The sequence below is a fragment of the Streptomyces sp. NPDC039424 genome (assembly GCF_055639495.1).
In genome coordinates this window covers 20,726-34,014 of record NZ_JBVKAI010000003.1, presented here as the reverse complement: position 1 = coordinate 34,014, position 13,289 = coordinate 20,726, and the positions used below count along the sequence as shown (strand labels likewise).

The 13,289-nt window shown below is 72.5% G+C and carries 12 protein-coding genes; 9 read left to right on the top strand and 3 right to left on the bottom strand.

The annotated features are described in order from the left end of the window. The first annotated feature begins 111 nt into the window (after positions 1–111). Positions 112–1,974, top strand: a complete 1,863-nt coding sequence (locus ACZ7L0_RS08390; protein ID WP_471241643.1) for a BTAD domain-containing putative transcriptional regulator — start codon at positions 112–114, stop codon at positions 1,972–1,974. Here ACZ7L0_RS08390 and ACZ7L0_RS08385 read toward each other — a convergent pair. Continuing rightward, complete coding sequence (locus ACZ7L0_RS08385; RefSeq protein ID WP_471241642.1) at positions 1,935–3,059, bottom strand: LLM class flavin-dependent oxidoreductase; 1,125 nt, start codon at positions 3,057–3,059, stop codon at positions 1,935–1,937. The two genes, ACZ7L0_RS08390 and ACZ7L0_RS08385, sit on opposite strands and share 40 nt — an antisense overlap. Before the next feature lie 232 nt (positions 3,060–3,291). Between ACZ7L0_RS08385 and ACZ7L0_RS08380 the strand changes: the two genes are divergently transcribed. From ACZ7L0_RS08380 to ACZ7L0_RS08350, 7 genes are all read left to right on the top strand, one after another. Further along, positions 3,292–4,551: a DegT/DnrJ/EryC1/StrS aminotransferase family protein gene (locus tag ACZ7L0_RS08380; protein WP_471241641.1), complete on the top strand. Its 1,260-nt coding sequence runs from the start codon at positions 3,292–3,294 to the stop codon at positions 4,549–4,551. Between the two features lie 67 nt (positions 4,552–4,618). Next, positions 4,619–4,813, top strand: coding sequence for a tautomerase family protein (locus tag ACZ7L0_RS08375; RefSeq protein WP_471241640.1), 195 nt, complete (start codon positions 4,619–4,621; stop codon positions 4,811–4,813). 36 nt (positions 4,814–4,849) lie between these two features. Further along, positions 4,850–5,875: a ketoacyl-ACP synthase III family protein gene (locus tag ACZ7L0_RS08370; protein ID WP_471241639.1), complete on the top strand. Its 1,026-nt coding sequence runs from the start codon at positions 4,850–4,852 to the stop codon at positions 5,873–5,875. A gap of 50 nt (positions 5,876–5,925) precedes the next feature. Further along, complete coding sequence (locus tag ACZ7L0_RS08365; protein WP_471241638.1) at positions 5,926–7,569, top strand: (2,3-dihydroxybenzoyl)adenylate synthase; 1,644 nt, start codon at positions 5,926–5,928, stop codon at positions 7,567–7,569. Positions 7,570–7,611: 42 nt separating this feature from the next. Then, entirely contained in the window at positions 7,612–7,854 is a 243-nt protein-coding gene (locus ACZ7L0_RS08360; protein WP_471241637.1) for a phosphopantetheine-binding protein, read from the top strand. A gap of 7 nt (positions 7,855–7,861) precedes the next feature. Next, positions 7,862–8,203, top strand: a complete 342-nt coding sequence (locus ACZ7L0_RS08355) for a hypothetical protein (protein WP_471241636.1) — start codon at positions 7,862–7,864, stop codon at positions 8,201–8,203. A gap of 5 nt (positions 8,204–8,208) precedes the next feature. Continuing rightward, complete coding sequence (locus ACZ7L0_RS08350; RefSeq protein WP_471241635.1) at positions 8,209–9,513, top strand: MFS transporter; 1,305 nt, start codon at positions 8,209–8,211, stop codon at positions 9,511–9,513. A 148-nt stretch (positions 9,514–9,661) separates the two neighbouring features. On the opposite strand, the gene ACZ7L0_RS08345 is transcribed toward ACZ7L0_RS08350, so the two are convergent. After that, complete coding sequence (locus ACZ7L0_RS08345) at positions 9,662–11,305, bottom strand: MFS transporter (protein WP_471241634.1); 1,644 nt, start codon at positions 11,303–11,305, stop codon at positions 9,662–9,664. A 73-nt stretch (positions 11,306–11,378) separates the two neighbouring features. After that, the gene (locus ACZ7L0_RS08340) at positions 11,379–11,729 is read right to left on the bottom strand and encodes a YybH family protein (RefSeq protein ID WP_471241633.1); all 351 of its coding nucleotides are present in this window, start codon (positions 11,727–11,729) and stop codon (positions 11,379–11,381) included. A gap of 259 nt (positions 11,730–11,988) precedes the next feature. On the opposite strand from ACZ7L0_RS08340, the gene ACZ7L0_RS08335 reads away from it, so the two are divergent. Next, on the top strand, positions 11,989–13,236 hold the full coding sequence (locus tag ACZ7L0_RS08335) for a cytochrome P450 (RefSeq protein ID WP_471241632.1): 1,248 nt from the start codon (positions 11,989–11,991) through the stop codon (positions 13,234–13,236). Positions 13,237–13,289 lie beyond the last annotated feature (53 nt).

Here is a 13,289-nt window from a genome sequence, read left to right as displayed (position 1 = left end):
GCGGGCCCCGTGGTCCGATCGGCCCGGCGGGAGACACCCGCGCGTCGAACACGGGGAACGGCCCGCGACAGGGAGCGGTCGCGGACCGGACGGATCGAAAGAGGGGACCGCATGGAATTCCGGATCTTGGGCGCCCCGGAGGTGGCCGCGGGACCGCGTGCGCCGGGTGTGGAGCTCACCAGCCCGAAGCAGCGCACCCTGCTCGGCGCGCTGCTCACTCGCCCGGGCGGTGTCGTCCCCGCGGAGCGGCTGATCCGCGAGCTGTGGGGCGACTGCCCGCCGGGCAAGTCGGGCAACGCGCTGCAGGCACACGTGTCGCGGCTGCGGCAGGCGCTGATCTCGGTCGAGCCGGAGCGGGCCAACACCCCCCGCCTGGTGGCCCGGGGCTCCGGATATCTGCTCCAGGTCCGCCCCGAGGAGCTGGACCGCACCAGCTTCCGGAACGCCGTCGAGCGAGGCCGAGCCCTGGCGGAGCGCGATCCGGGCGCCGCCTGGCGGCAGTTGCGCGACGCGCTGGCACTGTGGCGGGGGCCCGCCCTGTACGGCAGTGCGCGCGGACCGCTCTGCTCCGGCGTCGCCCGGCGGCTGGAGGCGGAGCGGCTCGACGTGCTGGAGCTGTACTTCGACTGCGGGCTGCGTGCCGGGCGCCACGCGCAGCTGGTCGAGGAGCTCGACGCGGTCGCCCTGGCGCACCCGGGCCGCTCCCGCTTCCAGGAGCAACTGGCCCTGGCGATGCGCCGCGTCGGCGGCTACGACCTCGCCGCCGGCGAGACGGACATGGCGTTCGGTCGCGCCTGGTCCTACGGCGTACCGGACGCGGCCGACGGCGGTTCGGTGCGGGCGGACGGCGAGGTCGGCGGGGCCGAGGACGGCCGCGCGGAGCCGTGGCCCGGGGGTGGCGATCCGGAGCGCGAAGGCATGGTGCGGGAAGGCACGGTGCGGGAAGACGGGTTCGGAGCGCCGGACGGCGAAGTCGGCGTGGCAGAAGGCGGACTTCCCGGTCGGTCTGGAAGGCCCGCCGACGGTCCTGAGCGGATCGGTCGTGGGCTCGGTGGAAGCGGATCCGGTCCGGGCCGGAGCGGGCCCCGTCCTGACGCGGGAGGCCCTCGGCCGGACCGGGCTGAGCTCGGCGACGCCTCAGGGGATCCGGAGTCCGGCAGGAGCGTCACGGACCACGTCGGGTATGGCCCACAAGAGTCCGCACCCGGCACGCCGAAGCCCGCAACGCTCCCGGACAGGCCGGGGATGTCCGAACCGAGCCGGCGGGACCGTCACCCCGCCCCGGAGAACTCTTCGAAGGCCCCCAGGCCGGGCCCCAGTGGTCGTCGGCCCGGTCTTCCCCGGCCGACTCCGAACGGTCACCGGCCCGATTCCCCCACCGCCGCGCCCGACCGGCGGCAGCCAGAACCCGGCGTCGAGGCGGGCGGGCGGCCCGAAGTGCCCGGTCGCGGTGGCATCGACGCCCGCTCGGGCGCCTCCGCCGGCGAGAGCGGGCGCGTCTCCGCCACCGGAACCGCCACCGGCGTTCCCACCGGCCCCGGCGGCACGGACGGCCGTGCCCGGCGCACCGGCCACGGCGACCGCGCTCCCGGGTCCGTCTCCGGGTCCGGCACCGCGGGCCGCGTCCCCGGCCGCGTCGGCCCCCTGCCCGGCACGCGCGGCGGCGCCGGGCGCGCCGACGGGGGCGGCCACGGACTCGCCGGCCCCGGCCCCGGCCGCCCGCGCGCACCGCGGGAGATCGCGGCGGGACTCGGGCCCCGGGCCGTGCGGCCCGGCGACGGGCCGGGCCCGGCGCAGCCGGACGGGACCGCGGAGCGGCGGGAACTGATCCGGCTGCGCGAGCGGGTCGCGCGGCTCGCCTCGCAGCAGCAGGCGCTGCAGGCGCAGGTGGAACGCCTCACCGCGCTGGTCGGCGGCCGGCTCGCGGCGCCGGATCAGGCCGGCACCGCGAGGGTGGCGAGACGATCGTCCTGAACGCCCGTCCCCTCCCCCGGCGCGCGGTCCTGGAACGCCGGCATCACCTCGGCCGCGAACAATTCCATCGCTCCGGCCGCCCGGCCGTATTCCATCGCGCCCGGGTTGAACTGGAGGCTGAAGGAGAGATCCGTGCCGAACTGCTCGCGTACCGTCTCGATCTGGGCGAGCACGTCGGACGGATTTCCCGCCAGCACCTTGTTCGCCCCGAGCGCGGCACGGAAGTCGTAATTCCGCGCCTTCTCCAGGAACTTATCGTACCCGGGATAGTCCGCCGATCCCTTCTCGGCGAGCGGGGCGACGGCCGCCGCCATGTGGTTCACATAGCTGCGCTCGTAGAATTCACCCTGCTGGTACGCCGTTTCCCGGTCCTCGTCCACATAGCAGGTGAATTTGATCTGGATACGGCGGGCCTCGGGGTCGTGCCCCGCCGCGTCCCAGGCCTGGCGGTAGTGGACCAGCATGGCGGCCAGCTGCTCCGCGGAGGTGACCGACGGCACGACCTGGAGGTGGTGCCCGGCGGTTCCGGCCGCCGCGCAGGACTCGGCGCTGGACGCCGAGGCGATGTAGATCGGCGGGTGCGGGGCCTGGTACGGCCGGGGCAGCATGGTGACCGGACCGAACCGGTGGAAGCTGCCCTCCCAGACCAGGTTCTCCTCCGTCCACAGCCTGCGGATCGCCTCGACACCCTCGGCGAACCGGGCCCGGCTCTCGTCCATGGACACGCCGAACGCCTCGAACTCCGTGGGCAGGAAGGCGCGTCCGAAGCCGACGTCGAGCCGGCCGTGCGAGAGGTGGTCGAGCATGGCCAGCTTGCCGGCCAGCTTCACCGGGTGGGTGAAGGCGGGCACGCACGCACCGGTGGCCAACCGGATCCGCGTGGTGCGGGCGGCGGCCGCCGTGAGCAGCGTGATCGGGTCGGGGCAGTAGCCGCCGTAGCCGGAGAAGTAGTGCTCGACGGTCTGCGCCTGGGTGAACCCGAGGGACTCGGCCAGTTCGATGAGCCGCAGCGTCTCGTCGTAGTAGGCCGTCGCCGTTTTCTCGGCCGGGTCGATGACCGGAAAGAAGTTCACACCGAATTCCATGACGACTCCCTGTGGTCGTGTATGCGTGCTCGTTCTCGGACTCGTCTTGCCACGCACCCACATTGCCCCCGACACCTCGTCAACTGTCAAGAAAGAACCGGGGTCCGATGTCAGTACGTCAGCCTGAAGTCAGCAAAGACCCGGATTCCTTCCCCCGCTCCCCCGCATCCCTAAGCTGCGAATGCAGAACGCGATCGACTAGCAGAGTCGAGCTGGCAAGAAGGGGATGACCATGCGGGGAAGTTATTCCGTGCCGTACGCGAAACGCGGAACCATACTCGGCGCGACCGAGGTCGCGGTTCTCAAGGATGTCGTCGCCTCCGACGACGCCCTGACGATGGGTGCCTGGCGGGAACGCTTCGAGGAGCGCTTCGCCCACCATGTGGGGACCCGTCACGCCCTGTCGGTCACCAGTGGCACGGTTGCCCTGGAACTGGCCATCCACCTGCTGGACCTGCAGCCGGGCGACGAGGTCGTCGTCACTCCGCAGACGTTCCAGGCGACCGCCCAGCCGTTGCTCGGTTCGCCGGCGCTGGTGCGCTTCTGCGACGTACAGCCCGAGTCCCTGAACATGGACCCGGTCGTCCTGAAGTCCCTGCTCAACGAGCGGACCCGGGCCATCCTGCTGGTGCACTACGGCGGCTGGTCGGCCGACATGGACGAGATCATGGCGATCGCCCGCGAGCGCGGCATCACCGTGATCGAGGACTGCGCGCACGCCCTCGGCGCCCGGTACGACGGACGGCGCCCGGGGTCGCTCGGCGACATCGGCTGCTTCAGCTTCCACTCCGCCAAGAACATCAGCACCCTGGGCGAGGGCGGCATGCTGACCTTCGACCGGGACGACTGGGCGGAGCGGATCGACCGGCTGCGGTCCAACGAGATCGACGGGGTCCTGACAGCGGTGCCGGGGCCGATCGTGTCGGCCCCGGAGCTGCTGCCGTGGATGAAGTTCACCTCCGGCGCCTACGAGCGGGTGGTCTCCGAGTTCCGCAGGCCGGGCACGAACGCGACCCTGTCGGAGGCCGCGGCCGCCGTGGGTCTCGTACAGATGGACCGGCTCGACACCCTGGTGGCCCGGCGCCGGGCGATCGCCGCGCGCCTCGACGAGGTCGTCGCCACCCACCCGTTCACCCGCGTGCAGCGGCCGAGGCCGGGCATCAAGCACGCCCAGCACCTGTACACCTGCTTCCTGGACGGCCCGGACGGCACCCGCGAGCGCCTCGTGCACGGGCTCAACTCCCGGGGCGTGGAAGTGCAGTTGCGCTACTTCCCGCTGCACCTGCTGCCGGAGTGGCAGCAGCGCGGCCACGGCACCGGCGAGTGCCCGGTCGCCGAGCACCTGTGGTTCCACCAGCACGTCAACCTGCCCTGCCACCCGGGGCTGTCCGACGCACAGGTCGACCACCTGGTGAACGCGCTGGACGAGGCCCTGGCTGAGGCACTGGCCCCGGTGGCCGGCGCCCAGCCGGTCGGCGCGGCCCACGGCTGACCCCTTCCACCGGCCCTTCTTCCCACCGCCCTTCTTCTTACCGCCCCTTCTTCCCGAGGAGCCCACCATGCCCTTCATCGACGTGAAGCTGTACGAGGACCGCCTCGACGAGCAGAGCGAGGCCGCGCTCATCGCCCGGCTGACCGACGCCGTAGGCGACGTCCTCGGACCCGTCGCCGCCGAACAGACCTGGATCGCCGTGCAGGGAGTGCCCCGCAGGCGCTGGGGCATCGGCGGCAAGCCCGGCTCCGCCGACCAGTAGCCGGCCCGTGAACGTGCGCGGAAGGAGAACCGTGAGGTGAAGGTCGACGGCATCTACCTGGCCGGCGTGGGCACCTATCTGCCCCCGGCCGTCCCCACCGAACAGGCCGTGAAGGCCGGCTGGTGGGACGCCGACGCCCGGGAGGCGTCCGGCATCGAGTCGGTGACGGTGGAGAGCGAACTGCCCGCCCCCGAGATGGCCGTGCGCGCGGCGCGAACCGCGCTGCGCCGCTCCGGCCACCGCCCCGAGGACTTCGCGTCCCTGCTGCACACCGGCACCTTCAGCCAGGGCCAGGAGGGCTGGTCCGCGCAGCACTACGTACTGCTGCACACCCTCGGCACGCCGATCAGCGCGGTCGAGGTGCGCCAGGGCTGTCTGGGCATGCTGTCCGCGCTCGGCATGGCCGCCGCGCAGCTGGCCACCGAACCGGGCAAGGACGCGGTGCTGCTGACCGGCGCGGACACCTTCTCCACCCCGCTGGTGGACCGCTGGCGCGCGATGAACCTGTTCGTGCTCGGCGACGCGGGCTCCGCTCTGGTGGTCTCCCGCCGCTCCGGCTTCGCGCGGCTGCTGGCGGTCGGCTCGCTGTCGGATCCGCACATGGAGTGGCGCCACCGCGACGGCCGCGTCCAGCTGCCGCCGCAGCAGCCGCAGGAACGGCTGATGGACTTCCAGTCCCGTTCCGACCACTGGCAGCGCCGGTGGGCCGAGGGGCACACCCCGCCGGGCGGCAGCTGGCAGGAGCTGTGCGAGGAGGCCGTGCAACGCACGCTCGCGGAGGCCGGGACCGGCATCGAGGACATCGCCCGAGTGGTCACCGTGTCCTTCACCCGGGACGCCCTGGAGGCGATGTTCCTCGAACCGCTCGGCATCGACATCTCCCGCAGCACCTGGGAGATGGCCCGCCGCACCGGCCACGCCAGCGTCAACGACCTGGCGATCGGTCTCGAGTACCTGTGGACCACCGGCCAGGTGGGGCCCGGGGACCGGGTCCTGCTGGTCGGCGCGACCCCGGGCATGGAGTGCGGCTGCGCCGTGGTCGAGATCACCGCGGCACCGTGAGCGCCGCCGATCGATCGACCCACACCGAGTACGAGTTGAAGGAGACGAGCATGCTCGACGGATGCACGCCCTGGCCGCAGGACGTTGCCGAGCGCTACCGCACCGAGGGCTACTGGCGCGGTGAGACGCTGCTGGATCTGCTGGACGAGGCGGTCCGCCGGGGCGGCGGCAAGACCGCCCTCGTCGGTCCGGGCACCCGGCTGACGTACGACGAACTCGACCGCCGCTCCCGGCGCATGGCCGCGGGCTTCCGGACCCGCGGCATCAGGGCCGGGGACCGTGTGGTGGTGCAGCTGCCCAACACGCCGGAGTTCGTGGTGGTCTGCTTCGCGCTGTTCCGGCTGGACGCCAAACCGGTGTTCTGCCTGCCCGCGCACCGTGCCGCCGAGGTCCGTCACCTGTGCGAGCTGTCGCAGGCGGTCGGCTACGTCTTCCCGGCCGAGCTGAACGGCTTCGACCACGCGGGACTCGCCCGCCGGGTCCGCGACGAACTTCCCGCGCTCCAGCACCTGTTCGTGTACGGCGAGGACACCGCCGGCATCGGCGCGGTGCCGCTCGCCGAGGTGGACGCCGAGCCGGTGGAGCTGCCCGCGCCGGAGCCGTCGGACGTGGCGTTCTTCCTGCTGTCCGGCGGCACCACGGGCCTGCCCAAGCTGATCCCGCGGATCCACGAGGAGTACGTGTACCAGGCGCGGGCCGCCTCCCAGGCGTCCGGCCTGGGCGAGCGGGACGTGTATCTCGCGGTGCTGCCGGTGGAGTTCAACTTCACGTGGGGCTGCCCGGGCGTGATCGGAACCCTTCAGCAGGGCGGCACGGTGGTCTTCGCCGAGGAGCCCACGCCCGACGTCTGCTTCGCGCTCATCGAGCAGGAGCGGGTGACGATCACCTCCGTCGTGCCCAGCGTCGTACAGCTGTGGCTCGACGAAGCCGAGTGGCTGGACCACGACATCTCCTCGCTGCGCACCCTGCAGATCGGCAGCGCCAAGCTGCACCCGGAGGTCGCCGCGCGGGTCGAGCCGGCCTTCGGCTGCGGGCTGCAGCAGGTGTTCGGTATGGCGGAGGGCCTGCTCACCTTCACCCGCGCGGGCGACCCGCGGGAGACGGTCCTGACCACGCAGGGCCGCGCGATCTCACCCGCCGACGAGATCCGCATCGTCGGCGAGGACGACCGCGAGGTGCCGGTCGGTGAGACCGGCGAGCTGCTGGCCCGCGGACCGTACACGCTGCGCGGCTACTACCGGGCGCCGGAGCACAACGCGCGCGCCTTCACCGCGGACGGCTTCTACCGCAGCGGTGACCTGGCCCGGCTCACCGAGGACGGCGACCTGGTGATCGAGGGCCGCATCAAGGACGTCATCATCCGCGGCGGCGACAAGGTCCCGGCCGATGAGGTCGAGCGGCATCTGCTGACCCTGCCGGCGGTGGCACGGGCCGCGCTGGTGCCCGTGCCCGACACCTACCTGGGCGAGAAGACCTGCGCCTTCGTCGTGCCGCAGGGCGCTGCGCCGTCGCTGGTGGAGCTGAAGGAGGCGCTGCGGGCCAGGGGCCTTGCCGAGTACAAGCTCCCGGACCGGGTCGAGTACCTCGACAGCCTGCCGCTGACCGGGCTCGGCAAGGTCGACAAGAAGCGGCTGTCCGCGATCGCCCGGGGCGAGGACGCGCCCGCGGCCGCCGACCTGCTGCCCGCCGGCTGATCCGCCGTCCCGCCATCCCACCACCGAAAGGGAGGAACTCCCGTGAACAGCACCACCGAAGCCGAGGACGAGGTGCGGGCCGCGGTCGCCGAACTGCTCGGCACCGCCCCGCAGGAGATCCCCGGCGACGCCCGTCTGGTCGACCTCGGGCTGACCTCGCTCCAGGTCATGCGGCTCGGCTCGCGCTGGCGCCGCGCCGGGATCCGGGTGAAGTACCAGGATCTGGCCGCCGAGCCCACGGTGAACGCCTGGGCCCGGCTCGTCTCCGAGAACAGGGAGAGGTGAGAAAGCCATGGCCACCCGAGCGCGGAATTTCCGTGTCGAAGGAACGGCTGCACGGCTCGCCCGGCATCTGCTGGAGGCGGACGTGGAACAGCTCGTCCGTTTCTCCTGCATCCGGGACGAGGTGACGCTCGACATTCCCGACACGCATTTCCATATACATATGCGAGAAGCCGGGGACTCGTTCCAGCTGCATTTCCGGATGACCCATGACGGTCCGGCGAAGCCGCGTTCCTGGTCCCGCCGGCTGCCCGTGTCGGCCGGGATGCCCGGGATAGCCCGGTGCATCGCGGGCGACGTGCGCACCATGGCGCGCGAGCTCGCCCCGCTCACGGCCCCGGCGGGGGCGTGAGCGCCATGACGAGGGATCTGTTCCCCCCCGCCCGGCGCGGCGAACTGCTGGTCGTGGGGCTCTGCTTCGCGGCGATCGTGTGCGAGGGCTACGACTTGATCGTGTACGGCGCGGTGGTGCCGGAGCTGCTCCACTACGAGCCGTGGCACCTGACGCCCACCGAGGCGGGCGCGATCGGCAGCTACGGGTTGTTCGGCATGCTGGTCGGCGCCCTGTCGGCGGGCGCGGTCGCGGACGTCCTGGGGCGCCGCCGCACCGTCCTGATCAGCGTGACGTGGTTCTCGCTCGCCATGGCGGCCTGCGCGCTCGCCCCCTCGCCCGGCTGGCTCGCGCTGTTCCGGGCGGTCGGCGGGCTGGGCCTGGGCGGGGTCATGCCCACGGCGATCGCCCTGACCGTGGAGTGCTCGGCGCCGCACCGGCGCAGCCTCAACAACGCTCTGATGTTCTCCGGCTATTCGGTCGGCGGGATCCTCGCCGCGGTGCTGGCGATGCCGCTGCTGCCACGCTACGGCTTCCGCGTCATGTTCTGGATCGGGGTGCTGCCGCTGGTGCTGGTGGTGCCGCTGCTGTGGCGTTACCTGCCGGAATCGGCGGCGTTCCTGCGGGCCAAGGGGCGTCTCCCCGAGGCGGACGTGCCCGGCACCGGGCCGGCCGCGGGCCGGGCCTCCGGGCGGGCGGTGATACTCCCCCTGTTCTCGCCCCGCCACCTGCGGGCGACCCTGCTGTTCGCCGTGACGAGCTTCTTCGGACTGCTCCTGGTGTACGGGCTGAACACCTGGCTGCCCGAGATCATGAAGGGGGCGGGGTACCCGCTGTCGGGGTCGCTGCTGTTCCTCGTCGCGATGAACGCGGGCGCGGTGGCCGGCTCACTGCTACTCGCGCCGCTCGGCGACCGGATCGGCATGAAGCCGGTCACCATGGTCTCCTTCGGCGCCGCCGCGGTGTCCATCGCCCTGCTGAGCCGGACGACGTTCCCGCCCGCGCTGTATCTGCTCGTCGCGGTCGCCGGGTGCGGCACGATCGGCACCCAGATCCTGGTCAACGCCTATGTGGCGCTGCACTATCCGCCGCAGATCCGGGCGACCGCACTGGGCTGGGCCCTCGGCGTCGGCCGGTTCGGCGCGGTCGCCGGGCCGACCGTGGGCGGACTGCTGGTCTCCGCGGACGTCGGTACGGCCATGAACTTCTACGCCTTCGCCGTACCCGCCGTGCTCGGCGCCGGCTCGGTCCTGCTGCTGCCGGCCCGCCGCCGGACCCCGGCCGCGGCGCCCGCCGCGGCGTCCCCGGAGCCGCTGAAGGCGGCGGCTTGACGGCCCCCTCCCGGCACCACACGCCGGAACCCCTCGCCCGCCCGCCGTACATGGCGGGCGGGCAGAGTGCTCCGCACACAACGCCGGAGACTGCTCCTCAAAGCGCCGCCGCTGCCCTCGGTCGGGCGGGCCGGGCGGAGGTCTTGGTTCAGTCCGCCGGTGGCGCGGCCGGTACGGTCGCCGGTGTCGTGGACTCCGTCTCGTCCGTCGCCGCGGCGGGGGCGGGCTGCCGGGCCGCCGCCGCGAGCAGCAAGCCGAGCGACATGGCCCCGCAGACCACGAGCAGGGCGGGCACGAGGGCCGCCACGAGGGAGTGGGACAGCACGGTGGACGCCAGGTCGGTGATCTTCCGGGCCAGTTCCGGCGAGGCGTCGCGGGCGGACGCGGGAACGGATCGACCGCCCCCGGCCGCGGCACCGGCCGCTGCCCCGGTCATCTCGTCCACGAACCGCCCGCGCAGCGGAGCGGGCAGCGCGCGGGCGGCGTCGGCGGCCCGGTGGGGCACGTCCGCCAGCAGCCGGTTCTGCAGCACGGCGACCGCGACCAGACCGCCGAGGACGGAGCCGAACTGCCGGTTGCTGTTGAGGACTCCGGACGCGGCCCCGGCGAGCCGGTGCGGGACGTCGTACGTGGCCAAAGTCTGCATCGGCCCGAAGGTGCAGCCGACGCCCGCGCCCGCGACGGCGAACCCGGGCAGGAAGACGTACCAGGGCGTGTCCACCTCGGCGATGAAGGCCACCGAGCCGATGCCGGCGATGAACAGCGCGAGCCCCGCGATCAGGATGTACTTGCCGCCGATCCGGTCCACGAGACGCCCGACGACCGGGGCCACGGCCACGGAGACGACGGCGATGGGCGCCATCGTCAGACCGGTCTTGAGCGCGCTGTAGCCCAGCACCGACTGCATGTAGATGTTCAGCGGCAGGAAGACACCGACCGTGCACAGCGACACCAGGACGTTCACGCCGTTCATCAGCGTGTAGTTGCGGTCCTTGAACAGCTCGAACGGGACCAGTGGAAAGCGCCTCTGCTTGCGCCGCTGGTCGAGCAGGAACAGCAGCAGCACCACGACACCGGCGGCCAGCACCCCAGGGATGGTGATCCAGCCGTCGACCGTGCCCCAGTCGTAGCGCTGGCCCTCGGCGAGGCCGTAGGTGAGCAGCACCAGTCCGACGGTGAGCAGCAGCACGCCGACCGGGTCCAGCGGGGCCCGGCGTCCGAGGCGCACATCGGTCAGCAGCAGCGGGCCGAGCACCAGGACGGCCAGGCCGATGGGCAGGTTGATGTAGAACACCCAGCGCCAGTCGGCGAGGGTGATCAGCAGCCCGCCGAGCGTGGGGCCCGCCACGGTCGCCACGCCCGCGATCGCCCCCCACACGCCGAGCGCCGAGCCGCGCCGCTCCGCCGGGAAGACAGCGATGATGAACGTCATGGTCTGCGGCAGCAGCAGCGCCGCGCCCAGGCCCTGCACGAACCGGCCGGCGATCAACTGCTCGGAGTTCTGGGCCAGGCCGCAGGCCATGGACGAGACGGTGAAGAGCGCCACCCCGCCGAGGAAGAGGTTGCGCGGCCCCCAGAGGTCGCCGAGGCGCCCCGCGGTGATGAGGAACGCCGCCACGGCGATGACATAACCGTTGATCATCCAGGCGACGTCGGCGAGGGAGGCGTGCAGATCGCCGGAGATGCTCGGCACGGCGACATTGATGATCGTCATGTCGAGCATGGTCATGAAGTAGCCGAGGGACAGCACCGTCAGCATGACCCAGGGGTTGCCGCGCAGCTTCGTGTTCATGTGACTCCTTGAAAAGCGGTCCGGTACGGGCGGCAGCGGCGGGACGCGTCGCCGCCGCCCCTGACGGACCGAGTCAGCCGAAGAACGGCCGGTCGATGATCCACAGCCAGGTGCCGTCGGGCTGGCGGTGAGCCACCTCGGCACGGGCCCCACCGTCGTCGGTGCGCGCCGTCGTCAGGGCGTAGTCGCCGCTGCGCAGCACGGGCAGCACCGTGCCCGCGTCGAACTTGGGCTTGTTCGCCAGCAGTTGGGTGAAGACCGCGCGCAGCGCCGCGTGACCGGTGGTCTCGCGGCCCGGCGGGACGGCCACCACGGCGTCCGGCTCGTACAGCGCCAGCAGGCCCTCGACGTCCCCGGCGTTGCCGCGTTCGATGAAGAGCCGCAGCAGGTCCTCCGGGCTCTTGGCGGTTTCGCGTTCAGTCATCCGCGTACTCACTCTCCACATCGGTGTGCGAACGGCAGGCGGCGGCGGTGCGCACGCGGTCCGGCACGCACGGGCCTGCCGCCCGTGAATTGTGGCAGTGCATTCCGTTTCAGGGGCAGCGTGAAGTACTCACTTGCACAGCGGACTTGCACACTCAATAAATCCGGCCGGGTGTTCGACTGCGTACATTGTCCGGTCACCCGGACGGGCGTAGGGTGCCGCGGATCCGAATGGCTTCCATCGAAGGAATTTCACCGCGATGACCGAAACCGTCACCTTGGAAGACACGGCTGAATTGCTTCCCGAATTCCCCTTGCGTTTCGGTGAGGGGGAGTCCCGCACGGACGGCGCCCTGGCCTACGCGCGTCTCGCGAGCGGCGCTCCGGTGACCAGGGTGCGGCTGCCCAGCGGCCGTCCCGCCTGGCTGGTCACCGGCTACCAGGAGGTCCGCGCCGTCCTCACCGACCCGCGGGCCTCGCGGCAGGCCGCTGCCCGCTCGGACGGCGCGCAGGTCCTCGCCGTGGAGCGGGTCGGCACCTCGATCCTCACCCTCGACCCGCCGGACCACACCCGGCTGCGCCGGATCATCGGCCGGGGCTTCACCGCGCGCCGCAGCGAGGCGCTGCGGCCCCGTATCGCCGAGATGGCCGGCGACCTGCTCGACGACCTCGCCGCCGGGCCGCGGCCCGCCGACCTCAACGAGCAGTTCTGCATGCTGCTTCCGGTCCGCGTCATCTGCGAACTGCTCGGCGTGCCGCTCGCGGACCGGCACCGCTTCGAGGCGTGGCGGGACGCGCTGATCGCCCCCACGGGACCCGACCAGCCCTTCGACGTCGGTGCGCACCAGGCCCTGCTCGCGTACATCGGCGAGCTCGTGGCGGCCAAGCGCGAGGAACCGGGCGACGACCTGCTGAGCATTCTCGCCGCCGCCGGTCAGGGCCCCTCGGACAAGGACGACGCCCTGACCGATCAGGAGATCGTCGCCCTCGGCGGCACCCTGCTGGTCGCCGGGTTCGAGACCACGGTCGCCCAACTCGGCCTCTGCCTGCGGGAGATCCTGGCCCGCCCGGAGGGACTGCGGAGCATACCCACGGAGCGCGCGGAGCTGGCCGCGGAGGTCGAGGAGCTGGTCCGCCGGCTGCCCATCGGCGACTTCGGCGGGACGCTGGCCCGGCAGGCCACGGCGGACATGGAGGTGGGCGGCGTCCGTATCCGCGCGGGTGACGTGATCGTCGCCGCCACCCAGGCGGCCAACTTCGACCCGGCCGCCTTTCCGGCCCCGCTGGACCACGACGCGGCCCGGGACAACGGCAGCCACCAGATGGCCTTCGGCTTCGGGGTGCACCACTGCCTGGGCTCCCCCGTCGCCCGCATCGAGATCCAGGAGGCGCTGTCGGCCCTGCGCACCCGCTTCCCGGAGATGCGCCTGGCCGTGCCCGACGAGGAGCTGCGGTTCGTGCCCGGCGCGGCCAGCAGGAGGCTGGAGCGGTTCCCGGTCACCTGGTGACCGGCGGTCCCCCATCCGGCGCGCCGGGCCCGGGAGGTTTCCTCCCGGGCCCG